15 protein-coding genes and 1 pseudogene are annotated in these 17,760 nt (G+C 60.0%); 10 read left to right on the top strand and 6 right to left on the bottom strand.

Annotated features, from left to right (window positions below; genetic code table 11):
- Nucleotides 1-13 precede the first annotated feature (13 nt).
- From AC07VG_RS25745 to AC07VG_RS25730, 4 genes are all read right to left on the bottom strand, one after another.
- A complete protein-coding gene (locus AC07VG_RS25745; RefSeq protein WP_495022123.1) occupies nt 14-979 on the bottom strand; it encodes a sulfonate ABC transporter substrate-binding protein in 966 nt (321 codons plus the stop codon).
- A gap of 93 nt (nt 980-1,072) precedes the next feature.
- Nucleotides 1,073-1,666, bottom strand: a complete 594-nt coding sequence (gene ssuE / locus AC07VG_RS25740; RefSeq protein ID WP_495022122.1) for an NADPH-dependent FMN reductase — start codon at nt 1,664-1,666, stop codon at nt 1,073-1,075.
- Nucleotides 1,667-1,694: 28 nt separating this feature from the next.
- Nucleotides 1,695-2,333, bottom strand: coding sequence for a peroxiredoxin (locus AC07VG_RS25735; RefSeq protein ID WP_495003058.1), 639 nt, complete (start codon nt 2,331-2,333; stop codon nt 1,695-1,697).
- Between the two features lie 313 nt (nt 2,334-2,646).
- Nucleotides 2,647-4,011 (bottom strand): OprD family porin, encoded by a 1,365-nt coding sequence (locus tag AC07VG_RS25730; RefSeq protein WP_495022121.1) that lies wholly within the window; start codon nt 4,009-4,011, stop codon nt 2,647-2,649.
- Between the two features lie 715 nt (nt 4,012-4,726).
- Between AC07VG_RS25730 and tauA the strand changes: the two genes are divergently transcribed.
- From tauA to tauD, 4 genes are read left to right on the top strand one after another with little or no spacing between them, the layout of a single operon-like run.
- Entirely contained in the window at nt 4,727-5,704 is a 978-nt protein-coding gene (gene tauA / locus AC07VG_RS25725; RefSeq protein ID WP_495003060.1) for a taurine ABC transporter substrate-binding protein, read from the top strand.
- A gap of 21 nt (nt 5,705-5,725) precedes the next feature.
- Nucleotides 5,726-6,520: a taurine ABC transporter ATP-binding subunit gene (tauB, locus tag AC07VG_RS25720; protein WP_495003061.1), complete on the top strand. Its 795-nt coding sequence runs from the start codon at nt 5,726-5,728 to the stop codon at nt 6,518-6,520.
- On the top strand, nt 6,517-7,347 hold the full coding sequence (tauC, locus tag AC07VG_RS25715) for a taurine ABC transporter permease TauC (protein ID WP_495003062.1): 831 nt from the start codon (nt 6,517-6,519) through the stop codon (nt 7,345-7,347). The genes tauB and tauC overlap by 4 nt, the downstream gene beginning before the upstream one ends.
- A gap of 57 nt (nt 7,348-7,404) precedes the next feature.
- Nucleotides 7,405-8,238, top strand: coding sequence for a taurine dioxygenase (tauD, locus tag AC07VG_RS25710; RefSeq protein WP_495003063.1), 834 nt, complete (start codon nt 7,405-7,407; stop codon nt 8,236-8,238).
- Nucleotides 8,239-8,384: 146 nt separating this feature from the next.
- On the opposite strand, the gene AC07VG_RS25705 is transcribed toward tauD, so the two are convergent.
- Together AC07VG_RS25705 and AC07VG_RS25700 are read right to left on the bottom strand one after the other, a co-directional pair.
- Nucleotides 8,385-9,023 carry a TetR/AcrR family transcriptional regulator gene (locus AC07VG_RS25705; protein ID WP_495003064.1) on the bottom strand — a complete coding sequence of 213 codons (639 nt, stop codon included), beginning with the start codon at nt 9,021-9,023 and terminating at the stop codon, nt 8,385-8,387.
- Nucleotides 9,024-9,263: 240 nt separating this feature from the next.
- Entirely contained in the window at nt 9,264-10,640 is a 1,377-nt protein-coding gene (locus AC07VG_RS25700) for a glutamine synthetase family protein (RefSeq protein WP_121135909.1), read from the bottom strand.
- 278 nt (nt 10,641-10,918) lie between these two features.
- On the opposite strand from AC07VG_RS25700, the pseudogene AC07VG_RS25695 reads away from it, so the two are divergent.
- The 6 genes and pseudogenes from AC07VG_RS25695 to AC07VG_RS25670 form a co-directional block, all read left to right on the top strand.
- Nucleotides 10,919-11,317, top strand: a pseudogene (locus tag AC07VG_RS25695) (gamma-glutamyl-gamma-aminobutyrate hydrolase family protein); the annotation flags it as partial.
- Between the two features lie 20 nt (nt 11,318-11,337).
- Nucleotides 11,338-12,696 carry a glutamine synthetase family protein gene (locus AC07VG_RS25690; protein WP_495003065.1) on the top strand — a complete coding sequence of 453 codons (1,359 nt, stop codon included), beginning with the start codon at nt 11,338-11,340 and terminating at the stop codon, nt 12,694-12,696.
- A gap of 55 nt (nt 12,697-12,751) precedes the next feature.
- Nucleotides 12,752-14,116, top strand: a complete 1,365-nt coding sequence (locus AC07VG_RS25685) for an aspartate aminotransferase family protein (protein ID WP_495022120.1) — start codon at nt 12,752-12,754, stop codon at nt 14,114-14,116.
- A gap of 175 nt (nt 14,117-14,291) precedes the next feature.
- Nucleotides 14,292-15,401, top strand: coding sequence for a polyamine ABC transporter substrate-binding protein (locus AC07VG_RS25680; RefSeq protein WP_495003067.1), 1,110 nt, complete (start codon nt 14,292-14,294; stop codon nt 15,399-15,401).
- Between the two features lie 71 nt (nt 15,402-15,472).
- A complete protein-coding gene (locus tag AC07VG_RS25675) occupies nt 15,473-16,567 on the top strand; it encodes a polyamine ABC transporter substrate-binding protein (RefSeq protein ID WP_495022119.1) in 1,095 nt (364 codons plus the stop codon).
- Between the two features lie 72 nt (nt 16,568-16,639).
- Nucleotides 16,640-17,760, top strand: a 1,121-nt coding sequence (locus AC07VG_RS25670; RefSeq protein ID WP_495022118.1) for an ABC transporter ATP-binding protein, incomplete at its 3' end; no start/stop codon positions are given.

The raw sequence follows: 17,760 nt of genomic DNA, 5'->3' as shown, positions 1-17,760 counted from the left end.
TAAGGAATACGGTTCAAAGTGTTTTGGCAACGGCCGCCGGCGGGATCCAGATCACGTCCTTGATGCTTAGCGGTTTGGGAATCAATTTGAGCTGGTAGAAGCTGTCGGCGATTTTCTGTTGCGCCGCGATCACTTCCGGCGTGAGGAATTGCGCGCCATAGCCCTGGCGTTTCACCGAGATCCGAGTGATGTCGGCGGGCAGGCCAAGCAGCGGCGCCACCTGGCTGGTGACTTCCTCGGGATTGGCCTTGGACCAGTCGCCCACGGCGCGGACTTCTTCCACCAGGGCCTTGATCACTTCGGGATGTTTTTCGGCATAGGGTTTGGTCGCCAGGTAGAACTGGTTGTTGTCCACCAGGCCAGTACCGTCACGCAGGGTGCGGGCCTGCAGTTGTTGTTCGGCGGCGGCCTGGTAGGGATCCCAGATGACCCAGGCATCGACGCTGCCACGCTCGAAAGCGGCGCGGGCATCGGCTGGCGGCAGGAACACGGTCTGGATATCGCTGTACTTCAGACCGGCGTCTTCCAGGGCGCGGACCAGCAGGTAATGGACGTTGGAGCCTTTGTTGAGGACGACCTTCCTGCCCTTGAGATCTTGTACCGATTGGATCGGCGAGTCCTTGGGCACCAGGATCGCTTCGCTGGTGGGCGCCGGCGGTTCCGAGGCGACGTAGAGCAGATCGGCCCCGGCGGCCTGGGCGAAGACCGGCGGCGTTTCGCCGGTCACGCCGAAGTCGATGGAACCGACATTCAGCCCTTCGAGCAGTTGCGGGCCGCCGGGGAATTCAGTCCATTGCACCTGCACGCCCTGGGCGGCGAGGCGTTTTTCCAGGGTGCCCTTGGCCTTGAGCAGCACCAGGGTGCCGTATTTCTGATAACCGATCCGAAGCGTCTCGGCTTGAGCTTGAGTGATAGCGCCGAAGGTGACAGCCGCAGCAAACAGAGCGACCAGACCACGACGCAAAATGACAGTGCGCATGGCGCTCTCCTTTTTGCTGTGAGGGTTTTGGCTGCACCTGCTTGCCCGTTGGCGGGCGAGTAAGGCCAGTACATCGGTATCGGGTGAAGCGACTCAGATGCTCCAGCGAGCACTGAGCAGGCGATCATTGAGCAGTGTCGGGTCCAACGGCTTGGGCCGTCGCGCCAGGGCGCTGTGGAACTGCTCCAGGGCCTCGGTCAGGCGTTGTTCCAGGGCCGGTGCCAGCTGCGCCAGGGCGCTGCCTTCGCCATAGGCGATCTGGTTGTCTTCGGCGAAGATGCCGTGGAGCGTTTCCTGGGCCTTGAGCGCCGACAGCACCGGCTTGAGGGCGTAATCCACCGCGAGCATATGGGCGATGCTGCCGCCGGTGGCCATGGGCAGCACCACCTTGTGGCTCAGGGCGCGTTCGGGCAGCAGGTCGAGTACGGTTTTCAGGGCCCCGGAGAACGAGGCCTTGTACACCGGCGTGGCGATGACCAGGCCGTCGGCGTGTTCGATCTGTTGCAGCAGGTCGATGATCTGCGGACTGCCGAAGCGCGCGTGCAGCAGGTCTTCGGCCGGGAAATCGCGGATCTGGTAACTCACCACTTCCACGCCTTGTTCGATCAGCCAGCGTTTGGCCTGGTCCAGCAGTACCCCTGAGCGTGATCGCTGGCTGGGGCTTCCTCCAAGTGTGACGACCAGCATGCCGGTAATTCCTTGTAAAAAATCGGCTTCAGCGATTGGGCTGCGGCGTCAGGCGCAGGTAGGGCTTCACCGCGCGGTAACCTTTGGGGAAGCGTTGCTTGATTTCGTCTTCGTCCTTGAGCGATGGCACGATGACCACCTCGTCACCGTCCTGCCAGTTGGCCGGGGTGGCCACCTTGTAGTTGTCGGTGAGTTGCAAGGAGTCGATCACCCGCAGAATTTCATGGAAATTGCGCCCGGTGCTGGCCGGGTAGGTGATGGTCAGCCGGACCTTCTTGTGCGGATCAATCACGAACAGCGAGCGTACGGTGAGGGTGTCGTTGGCATTCGGGTGGATCAGGTCGTAGAGGTCGGAAACCTTGCGATCGGCATCGGCCAGGATCGGGAAGTTGACCAGGGTATGCTGGGTTTCGTTGATGTCCTCGATCCACTTGTGGTGCGAGTCCACCGGGTCCACCGACAGGGCGATGGCCTTGACGCCGCGTTGGGCGAATTCGTCCTTGAGCTTGGCGGTGAAGCCCAGCTCGGTGGTGCACACCGGAGTGAAGTCCGCCGGGTGGGAGAACAGCACGCCCCAACTATCGCCGAGCCACTCGTGGAAACGAATCGTGCCGGCGCTGGAATCCTGTTCGAAGTCGGGGGCGATGTCGCCGAGTCTTAGGCTCATGGTGCTGCTCCTGGTGAGTGCGTGATGAGCCTACTGTGCCTGTTGCGGGATTTATTTAAAAAGAATAAATATCGATTTATTTAGATCATAATTGAATATTAAAAAGTTCTTCATTGGACGTCGCGCGCGCGCGGGAGCAACCTAGTCCACAGCTTGTGAGAGGGCTAAGGGGATGTAACTCAGTGGGGGACGCCGTGATGTCGAAGGTTGGCGTTCGAGTCGAAGCTGAGAAGGTAGTGTTAGGCAGTACGTGAAGCACTCAGCCCGGCATTGCGCCGGGCTGAGTGTGGATCTCGACTTTAAACGATCACGCTTACAGCAGCGGGATCGAGTAGCTGACGATCAGACGGTTTTCGTCTTGGTTGCTAGTGGCAACGTTGGTACGCCACATCGCGTTTTTCCAGGCGAAGCCCAGGTTTTTGAAGGTGCCTTCAGGAATCACGTAGGCCAGGCTGATATCGCGTTCCCACTCGCTCTTGTCGCCAGTGGTGGTCTTGATATCTTCGCCGTGCAGGTAGATCACGCCGGCGGTCAGGCCAGGTACGCCAACTTTAGCGAAGTCATAAGCGTAGCGAGCTTGCCAGGTCTTCTCCCCGGCACGGGCGAACTTCTGGATCTGCATGTCGGTGATGGTGCTGTTCGACGAGCCGTCACCTTGGTTCAGCCATGGGAAGTCGCTTTCGCCTTTGGTGTACTGATAACCGCCACCGAAGGTGTGGCCGGCAACCGAGTACAGGGCCAGGTAGCTGTACAGGTCGTTGTCAACCTTGCCGGCGGTTACAGGCTTGGCAGCATCGGTGTAGTAACCCGAGGTGAAGTAGCCGGAGGTGTTGCCGTTGGCACCGTTGTCGCGGCTACGGTAGTAGCGCAGGTCGCTTTTCAGCACGCCAGGACCGATCGCCCAGTTGTGTACCAGACCCAGGAAGTTCTGCGAGTAGAAGTCTTTCAGCTCGCCGTAGTAGTACGAAGCGACCAGATCCTTGGTGATCTTGTAGTCGGCACCTGCGTACAGGAACTTGTTGCTGAACTTGCCCTTGGTGAAGTCGGAGGAGCTGTTGGCGCCTGCGATCGACAGATCTTCGTCGTTGCTGGAGTTACGGCCCTTGGCCTTCTCGATTTGACCGAGGGTCAGGGTCAGGTCCTTGATCTCGTTCGAAGTGACCTGGCCACCGGTGAAGGTTTGTGGCAACAGACGACCGTCGTTGGCCTTGATCACCGGGTTGTTCGGCAACAGGGTACCAATCTTCAGCTCGGTCTGCGAAACGCGGACTTTACCGGTCAGGCCCAGGCTACCGAAGTCGTTGACGGACTTGGCGTTTTTGCCGCCGGTAGCTTCGCTTGGGAAAACGGTACTGCTGTAGTTGGTTTTGGTCGCACCGTTGGTACCACCACCAGTGTCCAGACGGATACCTTCCAGGGCAATAACATCAAGGCCGAAACCTACGGTGCCTTGGGTGTAACCGGAGTTGAAGCGCAGATCGAAACCTTGACCCCATTCCGAGGCCAGGCTCTGAGCGGGTTTCCCACTACGGTTATCGTTGTTGATGTAGAAGTTACGCAGACCCAGAGTCGACGTAGCGCCTTCGATAAAACCTTTGGCTTCGGCTTGCGTTTCTGCATAAGCCTGTTGCGCCAAAACCCCTACGGCCACAGCCAGGGCCAAGGTGGACTTCTTCATGGTACAGCTCCTCTCATTTCTAATTTTTGTGTGTCCTGGCCTGGGATCTAGCGTCCCTTTGTAGCCACAGATGCGCGATTAGCACCAGATCGTGACTGGTAAGTCAATCGTAACAAACCATGCCTAGACTTTGGTCTAGCTCGCCGTAAATTTGCTTCTTACAGGGTAATGAAATTCTTCATAAACCCAAAAAGAACTATTTCGTCCTTTTTAAGACGATTCAGGAATAATCCGCCTGGGGGTTTACCCAAGCCTGAGGAGTGTATCGGCCTCCAGACTTATTTCTGAAAAGTATTTTTAGCCCCTTTTTTAGCTCAATCTGTATTTGAGACAGGTTCTCAGGGACAGGAAAGTTCAAAAAGGCGACGCAATCATGGCTAAACGCTGCTACTCCCGTCAATTTATTACAGCATTTGTCTGATTCAGCCGGACGGTTGACACGTTGCTGTGCAAAGAACCATAGAAGAAAAAGCACGGGATGCACCTTCATTCGTCGGTTTTAGTTCTTGTGCGGATTTTCCTCTGCGCGGCTGCCTGCACGATCCTCCTTAGAGACGGGCGGGTCTGCGTTGGTGCTGCGGGGCTCAACAGCGCTGTCGCGAGTGTCATATTTTGACTCATAAGCTAATGCTAATAAGTTATTTATTTTAAGATTCTTAGATCATTTAGTCTCTCGACATGCCGATTCCCGGTCGCCTGTCGAGGAACTTGTCCCATGAAACTCCCTGCTCCGCTCCGTCTCCTGGCGGCCCTGTCCCTGGCTGGGGCCAGCTGGTTTGCCCAGGCCGCCGATGTCACCGTGGCCTACCAGACCACCGTCGATCCGGCGAAAGTCGCCCAGGCCGACGGCGCTTATGAAAAGGCCACGCAAGCGAAGATCGACTGGCGCAAGTTCGATAACGGCGCCGACATCATCGCCGCCATCGCTTCGGGCGATGTACAGATCGGTTACCTCGGTTCCAGCCCGCTGACCGCAGCCATCACCCGCAAGGTACCGGTGGAAACCTTCCTGATCGCCACCCAGATCGGCGCCGCCGAAGCCCTGGTGGCCCGTGACGGCTCGGGGATCAATTCGCCCCAGGACCTGATCGGCAAGAAAGTCGCCGTGCCTTTCGTTTCCACTGGGCACTACAGCCTGCTGGCCGCGCTGAAGCACTGGAACATCGATCCTTCGAAAGTACAGATTCTCAACCTCGCGCCACCGGCCATTATTGCCGCCTGGAAGCGCGGTGATATCGACGCCACCTACGTTTGGGACCCGGCCCTGGGCGTGGCCAAGGAAAACGGCAAGGTGCTGATCACTTCCGGCGAACTGGCCAAGTTCGGTGCGCCGACCTTCGATGCCTGGATCGTGCGCAAGGACTTTGCCGAGAAGCACCCGGAGATCGTCAAGGCCTTCGCCAAGGTCACCCTGGATGCCTACGCCCAGTACCGCAAGGACCCGCAAGCCTGGCTGGCGGACAAGGGCAATGTCGACAAGCTGGTGAAGCTCTCCGGTGCCAAGGCCTCTGATATTCCCCTGCTGCTGCAAGGCAACGTCTACCCGCTGGCGGCTGACCAGGTCAGCGTCCTCGGCAAGCCGACCGCCCAGGCCATCACCGACACCGCTGCGTTCCTGAAAGAGCAGGGCAAGGTCGAGGCCGTGCTGCCGGACTACGCCCCCTTCGTAAGCGCCAAGTTCATCACCAACTGATTCAGTCGAGGAGCCGCCGTCATGGCCTTGTTACAACTGGAGCGCATCAGCGCACAGTACCCCGGCGCGGCCGAGCCGGTGCTGGCGGATATTTCCCTCAGCCTCGGTCCTCAGCAACTGCTGGTGGCTCTCGGCCCTTCGGGGAGTGGCAAGACTTCGCTGTTGAACCTGATCGCCGGCTTCGTCGAACCGAGCGCCGGCCGCATCACCCTCGACGGCGTGCCGGTCAAGGGCCCGAGTGCCGAGCGTGGTGTGGTGTTCCAGGATGACGCCTTGTTGCCCTGGCAGGATGTGCTGGCCAATGTCGGCTTCGGTCTGGAGCTGGCGGGGGTGCCTCGGTCGCAGCGCGAAAGCCGCGCCCGGGAGATGCTCGCCCTGGTGGATCTGGCCGGTTTCGACAAGCGCCGGATCTGGCAACTTTCCGGTGGTCAGAAACAGCGTGTCGGCCTGGCCCGTGCCCTGGCGGCGGACCCTCGGGTGTTGCTGATGGATGAGCCGTTCGGCGCCCTCGATGCCTTTACCCGCGAACAGATGCAGGAGTTGTTGCTGCAAGTCTGGCGACGCACCGCCAAGCCGGTGTTCCTGATTACCCACGATATAGAAGAAGCGGTTTTTCTCGCCACCGACCTGATTCTGCTGGCGCCGAATCCGGGGCAGATCGTCGAACGCCTGAGTCTGGATTTCGGCCGGCGCTACAGCGCCGGTGAGTCGGCCCGGGCGATCAAGTCCGACCCGCGTTTTATCGAAACCCGCGAGCACGTGCTGGCCCGTGTGTTCTCCCAACGCAGCGCCGCCCAACGGCAGGAGTTCGTATGAGCAGCTATGAATTGCCGGTAACGCTGGCGAGCAAGCCGAAAGCCGTGCCCGTACGTCGTAGTCTAAGCACGCGCTGGATCAGCGTGCTGACCCTGTTGACCTTGATCCTGCTCTGGTGGGCAGTGACCGCCGCGGGCGTTATCGAGCCTTTGTTTTTGCCTGCGCCTGGCGCGGTGCTGGAAAAAGGCTGGTTGCTGGCGACCAAGGGCTACATGGACTCGACCCTCTGGCAGCACCTGGGCGCGAGCCTAGGGCGTATCGGCCTGGGTCTCGGCTTTGCGGTGCTGAGCGCGATTCCCGTGGGCATCGCCATCGGCCACAACCGCATTGCCCGGGGCATTTTTGATCCGCTGATCGAGTTCTACCGGCCCATTCCGCCGCTGGCCTATCTGCCCCTGATCGTGATCTGGTGCGGGATCGGCGAGTTGTCGAAAGTGCTGCTGATCTACCTGGCGATTTTCGCCCCGATCGCCATCGCCACGGCCACCGGTGTGCGTACCGTCGACCCGGCCAAGCTGCGGGCCGCGCAATCCCTGGGCGCCACCCGTGCCCAACTGATTCGCCATGTGATCCTGCCCAGCGCCTTGCCGGAGATTCTCACCGGTGTGCGCATTGGTCTGGGTGTCGGCTGGTCGACCCTGGTGGCCGCCGAACTGATCGCCGCCACCAGCGGCCTGGGGTTTATGGTGCAGTCGGCCGCGCAGTTCCTGGTGACCGATGTGGTGGTGCTGGGGATCCTGCTGATCGCCCTCATCGCCTTTGCCATGGAGCTGGGCTTGCGCGCCCTGCAACGCAAGCTGGTGCCGTGGCACGGCCAGGCTCACTGATAGAGCGCAACGTATTGACCACGCCGACAGCCCGGCGCGTATTTGAAGAGAGCGATCATGAGCCTGACCCTTACTCCCCTGAGCGCCGCCCTGGGTGCGCAGATCGACGGCATTGCCTTGAACCGGCCGTTGATCGTCGAGCACCGCGACGCCATCCAGCAGGCCCTGCTCAAGTATCAGGTACTGTTCTTTCGCAACCAGCCGTTGAACCCGGCGCAACAGGCGACCTTTGCGGCGCATTTCGGCGACCTGCATATTCATCCGATTTACCCGAACGTACCGGAGCAGCCGGAGGTACTCATTCTCGATACGGCCGTCACCGATGTGCGCGACAACGCGGTCTGGCACACCGACGTGACCTTCCTGCCGACTCCGGCGCTGGGGGCGGTGCTCAGCGCCAAGCAGCTGCCGGCGTTTGGCGGCGACACCCTGTGGGCCAGCGGCATTGCCGCGTTCGAGGCCTTGTCGGCGCCGTTGCGGCAACTGCTGGACGGGCTGACGGCCAGTCACAACTTCATCAAGTCGTTTCCCGTCGAGCGCTTTGGCAATAGCCCCGAGGACCTGGCGCGTTGGGAGGAGACCCGCAGGAAGAATCCTCCGCTGTCGCACCCGGTGATCCGCACGCACCCGGTGAGCGGGCGCAAGGCGTTATTCGTCAACGAGGGCTTCACCACTCGTATCAACGAGCTGGAAGAGGCCGAGAGCGAGGTGATTCTCAAGTTGCTGTTCGCCCACGCGACGCGCCCGGAGTTCACCATTCGCTGGCGCTGGCAGGAGAATGACGTGGCCTTCTGGGACAACCGCGTGACCCAGCATTATGCGGTGGACGATTACCGGCCGAATCGGCGGGTGATGCATCGGGCGACCATTGTTGGTGATGCGCCGTTCTGATCGCGTGACCCTGGGTTCAACGCGGTCACTGCAGGAGCCAGCTTGCTGGCGATGAATGTCGCTACACCGCGATTATTCTGACGCCCCGCGTTATCGTTGACGACCATCGCCAGCAAGCTGGCTCCTACAAGGGCCGGTGTCGTTCTTTAGAGTGGGTGCTCGCGCCGGGGCAGATAGGGTGGTAAATACAGCCCCAGGTACGCATCGAATACCCGCATGCCTTCCTCGGCCATGCGTGGCGTGATCTGGTCGTGCAACTGCACCGAGCGCGCGTAGACCCGATCCCCCAGCTCCATCGCCAGGGCGAACACATCGACCTCGGCCGGCAATGCCGGCAATTCGAAATGCCGGATAAACAGCTTGTGCATCAAATCGCCGAGCTCGATGTCATGCTGGCGGTCGGCCTGGGTGACCTCGGTCAGGCCGTGCTGCGCGAGGATCAACTGACGCGCCGCCGCATCCTCTTCGTAGACGTTCAGCATCCGCTGCTCTACCAGGCGTGACAGGTCGCGCCAACTGCTGAGGGCCTGGTGATCGATGGGGGCTTGCAGGGTGGCGCGAAAGGCTGCGTGCACGTCATTGGTCAGGGCTTCGAGCAGGGCCGGGACGCTGGCGAAGAAGTGATAGACCGAGGACGGTGGGATCTCGGCCCGCTCCGCCACGCTGTAGATCGACAGACTGGCCACGCCTTCGGCGGCAAGCAAGGTGCGCGCGGCGTCGAGGATCGAGTCGATCCGGGCCTGGCTGCGTGCACGGGGTTTGCGAGCGGTGGCGGGGCGGGTCATGGGGTTCTCCGACAAGGGCAGCGGGCATTGTACGCGAGGTTCTGCAGAGTCTGTGAGTACGCCATCGCGGGCAAGCTCCGCTCCCACAAAGGCAGTGTCGTACTCGGATTTTTCAGGCGCTGCATGACTTGTGGGAGCGGAGCTTGCCCGCGAAGGGAGCGCCTCTGTCTACCTGACGGAGCCCAAAAAAAACGCCGCAGGCGCTAGGCCGGCGGCGTTCTTCTTTATTGCCGCAAGCGCTTACACGGTATGCAGGTACCAGTTGTACTCGAGGTCGGAGATGGAGTGTTCGAACTCCTCCAGCTCGCTCTCTTTGCAGGCGACGAAGATATCGATGTATTTCGGATCGATGTACTTGGCCATGATCTCGCTGTCGTCCAGCTCGCGCAGGGCATCGCGCAGGTTGTTCGGCAGGCTCTGCTCGTTCTGCTCGTAGCTGTTGCCTTCCACCGGCGCACCCGGCTCGATCTTGTTGGTCAGGCCGTGGTGAATACCGGCCAGAACGGAAGCCATCAACAGATACGGGTTGGCATCGGCACCGGCGACCCGGTGTTCGATCCGCACGGCGTCGGACGAGCCGGTCGGTACGCGAATCGCCACCGTGCGGTTGTCCAGGCCCCAGCACGGCGAGTTCGGCACGTAGAACTGTGCGCCGAAACGCCGGTAGGAGTTGACGTTCGGGCAGAGGAAGGCCATCTGCGCCGGTAGGGTCTCGAGCACACCGCCGATCGCGTGACGCAGCGCGGCGTTCTGCTCGGGATCCTCGCTGGCAAAGATGTTCTTGCCTTCCTTGTCGAGAATCGAGATATGGACGTGCAGCCCATTGCCTGCCTGGCCCGGGTAAGGCTTGGCCATGAAGGTGGTGTCCATCTCATGGTCGTAGGCGATGTTCTTGATCAGGCGCTTGAGCAGGACCGCGTAGTCGCAGGCCTTGATCGGGTCGGCGACGTGGTGCAGGTTCACTTCGAACTGCGCCGGGGCACTTTCCTTGACAATGGCGTCGGCCGGGATGCCTTGCTCTTTCGCACCTTCCAGGATGTCCTGGAGGCAGTCGACGTATTCGTCGAGGTCGTCGATCAGGTAGACCTGGGTCGAGTGTGGGCGTTTGCCGGAGATCGGTGAGCGGGGCGGTTGCGGGCGGCCGTTCACGTTCTCCTGGTCGATCAGGTAGAACTCCAGCTCGAACGCGGCGCAGATGGTCAGGCCGAGCTCGTCGAACTTGCTCACGACTTGCCGCAGGACTTCGCGAGGATCGGCGAAGAAAGGTGCACCTTCAAGTTCGTGCATGGTCATCAGCAACTGCGCGGTCGGGCGCTTTTGCCAAGGTTCATTGCACAGGGTGTCGGGGATCGGATAACAGATTCGGTCAGCATCGCCGATGTCCAGACCCAGGCCAGTGCTTTCCACCGTCGAGCCATTGATATCCAGGGCAAATAGAGAGGCAGGCAGGTTGATGCCTTTCTCGTAAACCTTGTGGAGGCTGGTGCGTTCGATGCGCTTGCCGCGCACCACACCATTCATATCCGCAATTAGAAGGTCTACGTACAGAACCTCAGGATGATCCTTAAGGAACGCGTTCGCTTCGTTAAGCTGAACGGCACGCGGGGGTACCGACATGATGCAACACCTTTGTTGTTAAAAATATCAATCATTGATCTTTTCTGGTTTCAGTCAACCCGAACGGCATGCCGAAGTCAAGCGAGGCCTTTTTTGCCCTGAAAAAGCGCTTGAAGGGCTTTTTTGCGGCCTTTTGGGGCAAATTTTTGCCCCGGCCGCTCTCCGGTACCGCGGGCTTGAGCGGGCCGTGTTGTATTTTTTACGGGGGTGTTGTGTAAAAAAATGAACAAGGCTAAGCTCGATTGAAACCCATAACAGCAATAATACCGGGGTGCTTCATGTCTCGCCTGCCGTTAATCGGCGTTACCGCATGCTCCAAACAGATCGGTTTGCATGCCTATCACATCAGTGGCGACAAATATGTCCGTGCCGTCGCTGTCGCAGCCAAAGGGCTGCCGCCGATTCTTCCATCCCTGGCCGAACTGCCGGATCCGTCCGATATTCTCGACGGCCTGGATGGACTCCTGTTTACCGGCTCTCCTTCCAACCTCGAAGCGCATTTGTACGGCGGTCCGGCCAGCGCGCCGGGCACTGCTCATGATTCTGCACGGGACCGCAGCACCCTGCATCCAAAGGTTCATGAGGTTGGAACCTTCATCGATCATCGTGAAGACGAATCCCAGCCCCTGGACGTGCAGTATGGTCCCGCCCATGCCATGCCAGTGCAGACGTCAGGAAACCCAACCCAGAGGCATTTATGAGTAACAACCTCGACCAGCTCACCGATTGGTTGAAAGACCACAAGATCACAGAAGTCGAATGCATGATTGCCGACCTCACCGGCATCACCCGGGGCAAGATCTCGCCGACCAACAAGTTCATAGCCGAAAAAGGCATGCGTCTGCCCGAGAGCGTGCTGTTGCAGACGGTGACCGGCGACTATGTCGAAGACGACATCTATTACGAATTGCTCGACCCGGCCGACATCGACATGATCTGTCGCCCCGACAGCAATGCGGTGTACCTGGTGCCCTGGGCCATCGAACCCACCGCCCAGGTGATCCACGACACCTACGACAAACAAGGCAACCCCATCGAGCTGTCGCCGCGCAACGTGCTCAAGAAGGTCCTGGCACTCTATGCCGACAAGGGCTGGCAGCCGATCGTGGCGCCGGAAATGGAGTTCTACCTGACCAAGCGCAGCGACGATCCGGACTACCCGCTGCAGCCGCCGATCGGCCGTTCCGGGCGCCCGGAGACCGGTCGCCAGTCCTTCTCCATTGAAGCGGCCAACGAATTCGACCCACTGTTCGAAGACGTCTACGACTGGTGCGAATTGCAGGAGCTGGACCTCGACACGCTGATCCATGAGGACGGCACGGCGCAGATGGAAATCAACTTCCGGCATGGCGACGCGCTGTCCCTGGCCGACCAGATCCTGGTGTTCAAACGCACCATGCGCGAAGCGGCGCTCAAGCACGACGTGGCGGCGACCTTCATGGCCAAACCCATGACCGGCGAGCCGGGCAGCGCCATGCACCTGCACCAGAGCATCATCGACATCGCCACCGGCAAGAACGTCTTCTCCAATGAAGACGGAAGCATGAGCCAACTGTTCCTGCACCACATCGGTGGCCTGCAGAAGCTGATCCCCGAGTTGTTGCCGCTGTTCGCGCCGAACGTCAACTCGTTCCGCCGCTTCCTGCCGGATACCTCGGCCCCGGTGAACGTCGAATGGGGTGAAGAAAACCGCACCGTCGGCCTGCGGGTACCGGATGCCGGCCCGCAGAACCGCCGCGTGGAAAACCGTCTGCCAGGCGCCGACGCCAACCCCTACCTGGCGATTGCTGCAAGCCTGTTGTGCGGCTACATCGGTATGGTCGAAGGCCTCAACCCGAGTGCCCCGGTGGTCGGTCGAGGTTACGAGCGCCGCAACCTGCGCCTGCCGCTGACCATCGAGGACGCCCTGGAACGGATGGAAAACAGCAAGACCATCGAGAAATACCTGGGCAAGAAATTCATCACGGGCTACGTCGCGGTCAAGCGGGCCGAGCATGAAAACTTCAAGCGCGTGATCAGTTCGTGGGAGCGGGAGTTTCTGCTCTTCGCCGTCTGATGCGCCGGGCGCGGGTCGTGACGAGCGCGCCGCTACTGGAATCTAGGAGAACCGTATGACCAGCAACAACCCGCAAACCCGTGAATGGCAAGACCTGAGCCGCGACCACCACCTGGCGCCCTTCAGCGACTTCAAGCAGTTGAAAGAGAAAGGCCCGCGCATCATCACCCACGCCAAGGGCGTTTACCTCTGGGACAGCGAAGGCCACCAGATCCTCGACGGCATGGCCGGCCTCTGGTGCGTGGCCATCGGCTACGGTCGCGATGAGCTGGCCGACGCCGCCAGCAAGCAAATGCGCGAGCTGCCGTATTACAACCTGTTCTTCCAGACCGCCCACCCGCCGGTGCTGGAGCTGGCCAAGGCGATCTCCGACATCGCGCCTGAAGGCATGAACCACGTGTTCTTCACCGGTTCCGGCTCGGAAGGCAACGACACCATGCTGCGTATGGTCCGCCACTACTGGGCGATCAAGGGCCAGCCGAACAAGAAGGTCATTATCAGTCGCAAGAACGGCTATCACGGTTCTACCGTGGCCGGCGCGAGCCTGGGCGGCATGACCTATATGCACGAGCAGGGCGACTTGCCGATCCCGGGCATCGTCCATATCCCGCAGCCGTACTGGTTCGCCGAAGGTGGCGACATGAGCCCGGAAGAGTTCGGGGTCTGGGCGGCCAACCAGTTGGAAGAAAAGATCCTCGAGCTCGGTGTCGACAACGTCGGCGCCTTTATCGCCGAGCCGATCCAGGGCGCAGGCGGGGTGATCGTGCCGCCGGACAGCTACTGGCCGCGGATCAAGGAAATCCTCGCCAAGTACGACATTCTCTTCGTCGCCGACGAAGTGATCTGTGGTTTCGGTCGCACCGGTGAGTGGTTTGGCAGTGATTTCTACGGCCTCAAACCGGACATGATGACCATCGCCAAGGGCCTGACCTCCGGTTATATCCCCATGGGTGGCCTGATCGTGCGTGACGAAGTGGTCGCGGTGCTCAACGAAGGCGGTGATTTCAACCACGGTTTCACTTATTCCGGCCATCCGGTGGCCGCTGCCGTGGCCCTGGAAAACATCCGTATCCTGCGCGAAGAAAAAATTATCGAGCGTGTCCACAGCGAAACGGCACCCTATTTGCAGAAACGTCTACGGGAGCTGAACGATCACCCATTGGTGGGTGAAGTTCGCGGTGTGGGCCTGTTGGGCGCCATCGAACTGGTCAAGGACAAGGCCACCCGTGCGCGGTATGAAGGTAAAGGCGTCGGCATGATCTGCCGGCAGTTTTGCTTCGATAATGGACTGATCATGCGTGCCGTTGGCGACACCATGATCATTGCGCCGCCACTGGTGATCAGCAAGACCGAGATCGACGAGTTGGTGGCCAAGGCACGCAAGTGCCTGGATCTGACCCTGAGTGTGTTACAGGGCTAAGTGCTAGGCTCTGAGCCGGAAGTACGGTGTAGGTGCTTTCGCTCAGAGCAATCAGAAAGGGTGGTCTTTTCTTGAAAGGCTGCCTTGGATCTTGCCAGACTACCCCCACTGTTTCGAGTTGCCCTGGAATCGGCCGCCGAACAGCGGGTTAAAAAGAACAATTGGAGCATGACGCATGAAGGCATTAGGTAAGAACGTAGCCGGCAAGACTCTCCTCGCCCTGTCGTTGGCGGGTGTCATGGCTGGTGCCGCTCACGCGGACGACAAGGTGCTGCACGTTTACAACTGGTCCGACTACATCGCACCGGACACCGTGGCCAACTTTGAAAAAGAGTCTGGCATCAAGGTGGTTTACGACGTCTTCGACAGTAACGAAACCCTGGAAGCCAAGTTACTGGCCGGCAAGTCCGGTTACGATGTCGTTGTGCCATCCAACAACTTCCTGGCCAAGCAGATCAAGGCCGGTGTCTACCAGGAGCTGGACAAGTCGAAGTTGTCCAACTACGGCAACCTGAACCCGTCGCTGCTCAAGGCCGTCTCGGTCAGTGACCCGGGCAACAAACACGCCTTCCCGTACATGTGGGGCTCGATCGGCATCGGTTACAACCCGGAGAAGGTCAAGGCCGCGCTGGGCGTGGACAAGATCGACTCCTGGGACACGGTGCTCAAGCCGGAGAACCTTGCCAAGCTCAAGAGCTGCGGCGTGAGCTTCCTCGATTCGCCGACCGAAATGCTGCCGGTGGCCCTGCACTACTTGGGTCTGCCGACCGACACCCAGAAAAAGGACGATCTGAAGAAAGCCGAAGACCTGTTCCTCAAACTGCGTCCGTCGATCTCCTACTTCCACTCGTCCAAGTACATCTCCGACCTGGCCAACGGCAACATCTGCGTCGCCATCGGTTACTCGGGTGATGTCCAGCAGGCCAAGTCCCGTGCCGCCGAAGCCGGTGACAAGGTCAAGGTCGCCTACAGCATTCCGAAAGAAGGGGCTGGCAGCTTCTACGACATGGTGTCGATCCCTAAAGATGCGGAAAACACCGAAGCGGCCTACAAGTTCATGAACTACCTGCTCAAGCCGGAAGTCATGGCGGCGATCACCGACAGCGTGCGTTTCCCTAACGGTAACGAGAAGGCGACCGCACTGGTTGACCCGAGCATTACCAGCGACCCGGGCATCTACCCGCCTGCGGATGTGCAGGCCAAGCTGTATGCCATCGCCGACTTGCCGGCGGCGACCCAGCGCGAAATGACCCGCAGCTGGACCAAGATCAAATCGGGTAAATAAGTCGATTTGAGACAACTCCCGGGAGCTGCGCAGCCTTTGGCGGCTCCCGTGGATTTCTAGAGGACCTCCACTTGTCTATTTCTTTATTTCGCAACGCCATGCTGGCGGGCGCAGCGCTGACCTTGGCGGTCAGTGTGCAAGCGGCGCCGACCGTGCATATTTATAACTGGTCGGATTATATCGGGCAGACCACCCTGGCGGATTTCCAGAAGGCCACCGGCATTGTGCCGGTCTATGACGTCTTCGATTCCAATGAAACCCTGGAAGGCAAGTTGCTGGCCGGCCACACCGGCTATGACGTGGTGGTGCCGTCCAACCACTTCCTCGGCAAGCAGATCAAGGCGGGCGCGTTCCAGAAGCTCGACAAGGCGCAGTTGCCGAACTACCTGAACCTCGACCCGGCGTTGATGAAGCGTCTGGAAAAGAACGACCCGGGCAACCAGTACGCCGTGCCTTATCTGTGGGGTACCAACGGCATCGGCTACAACGTCGAGAAGGTCAAGGCGGCGCTGGGCGTCGACAAGATCGACTCCTGGGCGGTGTTGTTCGAGCCGGAGAACTTGAAGAAGCTCTCCAGCTGCGGCGTGGCGTTCCTCGATTCGGCCGATGAGATGCTGCCGGCGGTGCTCAACTACATGGGCCTGAGTCCCAACAGTACCAACGAAAAAGACTACAAGCTGGCCGAAGAGAAGCTGCTGAAGGTCCGGCCCTACGTCACCTACTTCCACTCCGCCAAATACATTTCCGATCTGGCCAACGGCGACATCTGCGTGGCGGCCGGGTTCTCCGGCGACATCTTCCAGGCCAGGAAACGCGCCGAAGAAGCCAAGAAAGGCGTGAACATCGCCTATGTGATTCCCAAGGAGGGCGGCAACCTCTGGTTCGACATGCTGGCGATTCCCAAGGACGCCGGTAACGTCAAGGAGGCTCACGCCTTTATCAATTATCTGCTGCAACCTGAAGCGATTGCCCAGGTCAGCGATTATGTCGGTTATGCCAACCCGAACCCAAAGGCTGGCGCTCTGATGGACCCGTCCGTGCGTACCGACGAAGCGGTTTACCCACCGCAGGCCGTAGTGGACAAGCTGTACGTCAATGCTGAGCTACCCCCGAAAATCCAACGTTTGATGACCCGCAGCTGGACCAAGGTCAAGTCGGGCAAATGATGCCCGTGGGTCGAACCATCCAAAGCCGGGTCACCCAGGTCCGGCGGCTAAATCTTGTTGGGAGTTTTACAAATGGCAGTTGCCTCCGGCGCCTATAAGAAAACCCTCGAGGGCGAGCAGACACCGAAGCAGGTGCTGGTCAAAATCGACCGGGTCACGAAGAAGTTCGATGAGACGATTGCCGTGGACGATGTGTCCCTGGAAATCAAGAAGGGCGAGATCTTCGCCCTGCTCGGCGGATCGGGTTCGGGCAAATCCACCTTGCTGCGCATGCTCGCCGGCTTCGAGCGTCCGAGCGAAGGGCGGATTTACCTCGACGGTGTCGACATCACCGACCTGCCGCCCTATGAGCGGCCGATCAATATGATGTTCCAGTCCTACGCCTTGTTTCCGCATATGACCGTGGCGCAGAACATCGCCTTTGGCCTGCAACAGGACAAGATCCCCAAGGCCGAGATCGACGCCCGCGTGGCCGAAATGCTCAAGCTGGTGCAGATGAGCCAGTACGCCAAGCGCAAGCCACACCAGCTCTCCGGTGGCCAGCGTCAGCGCGTGGCCCTGGCCCGTTCGCTGGCCAAGCGGCCGAAGTTGTTGTTGCTCGACGAGCCCATGGGTGCTTTGGACAAGAAGCTGCGCTCGCAAATGCAGCTTGAGCTTGTCGAGATCATCGAGCGCGTCGGTGTGACCTGCATCATGGTGACCCACGACCAGGAAGAGGCCATGACCATGGCCGAGCGGATCGCCATCATGCACCTGGGCTGGATCGCCCAGATCGGCAGCCCGATCGACATCTACGAAACCCCGACCAGCCGCCTGGTCTGCGAGTTCATTGGTAACGTCAACATCTTCGAAGGTGAAGTGGTGGACGACGCCGAAGGTTACGCGCGGATCGCCAGCCCGGAGCTGGAGCGCGACATCTACGTCGGCCACGGTGTCAGCACCTCGGTGCAGGACAAACGGGTCACCTACGCGATTCGCCCGGAAAAACTGCTGGTGACCCCGGTGCAGCCGACCTGCGAGTACAACTGGTCGCGGGGCAAGGTCCACGATATCGCTTACCTGGGTGGCCACTCGGTGTTCTACGTCGAGTTGCCTTGCGGCAAGCTGGTCCAGTCGTTCGTCGCCAACGCCGAGCGCCAGGGCCAGCGTCCGACCTGGGGCGATGAAGTCTACGTCTGGTGGGAAGACGACAG

This window comes from Pseudomonas sp. GW821-FHT03C07, from assembly GCF_059420925.1.
Note: the sequence above shows the minus strand (reverse complement) of the source record. Positions and strands in the feature narration are given on the sequence as shown.

Excerpts from the sequence above, each read along its gene's own strand:
- AC07VG_RS25745 (WP_495022123.1), bottom strand. The coding sequence starts at position 979 with ATGCGCACTGTCATTTTGCGTCGTGGTCTGGTCGCTCTGTTTGCTGCG.
- ssuE (WP_495022122.1), bottom strand. The coding sequence starts at position 1,666 with ATGCTGGTCGTCACACTTGGAGGAAGCCCCAGCCAGCGATCACGCTCA.
- AC07VG_RS25735 (WP_495003058.1), bottom strand. The coding sequence starts at position 2,333 with ATGAGCCTAAGACTCGGCGACATCGCCCCCGACTTCGAACAGGATTCC.
- AC07VG_RS25730 (WP_495022121.1), bottom strand. The coding sequence starts at position 4,011 with ATGAAGAAGTCCACCTTGGCCCTGGCTGTGGCCGTAGGGGTTTTGGCG.
- tauA (WP_495003060.1), top strand. The coding sequence starts at position 4,727 with ATGAAACTCCCTGCTCCGCTCCGTCTCCTGGCGGCCCTGTCCCTGGCT.
- tauB (WP_495003061.1), top strand. The coding sequence starts at position 5,726 with ATGGCCTTGTTACAACTGGAGCGCATCAGCGCACAGTACCCCGGCGCG.
- tauC (WP_495003062.1), top strand. The coding sequence starts at position 6,517 with ATGAGCAGCTATGAATTGCCGGTAACGCTGGCGAGCAAGCCGAAAGCC.
- tauD (WP_495003063.1), top strand. The coding sequence starts at position 7,405 with ATGAGCCTGACCCTTACTCCCCTGAGCGCCGCCCTGGGTGCGCAGATC.
- AC07VG_RS25705 (WP_495003064.1), bottom strand. The coding sequence starts at position 9,023 with ATGACCCGCCCCGCCACCGCTCGCAAACCCCGTGCACGCAGCCAGGCC.
- AC07VG_RS25700 (WP_121135909.1), bottom strand. The coding sequence starts at position 10,640 with ATGTCGGTACCCCCGCGTGCCGTTCAGCTTAACGAAGCGAACGCGTTC.
- AC07VG_RS25690 (WP_495003065.1), top strand. The coding sequence starts at position 11,338 with ATGAGTAACAACCTCGACCAGCTCACCGATTGGTTGAAAGACCACAAG.
- AC07VG_RS25685 (WP_495022120.1), top strand. The coding sequence starts at position 12,752 with ATGACCAGCAACAACCCGCAAACCCGTGAATGGCAAGACCTGAGCCGC.
- AC07VG_RS25680 (WP_495003067.1), top strand. The coding sequence starts at position 14,292 with ATGAAGGCATTAGGTAAGAACGTAGCCGGCAAGACTCTCCTCGCCCTG.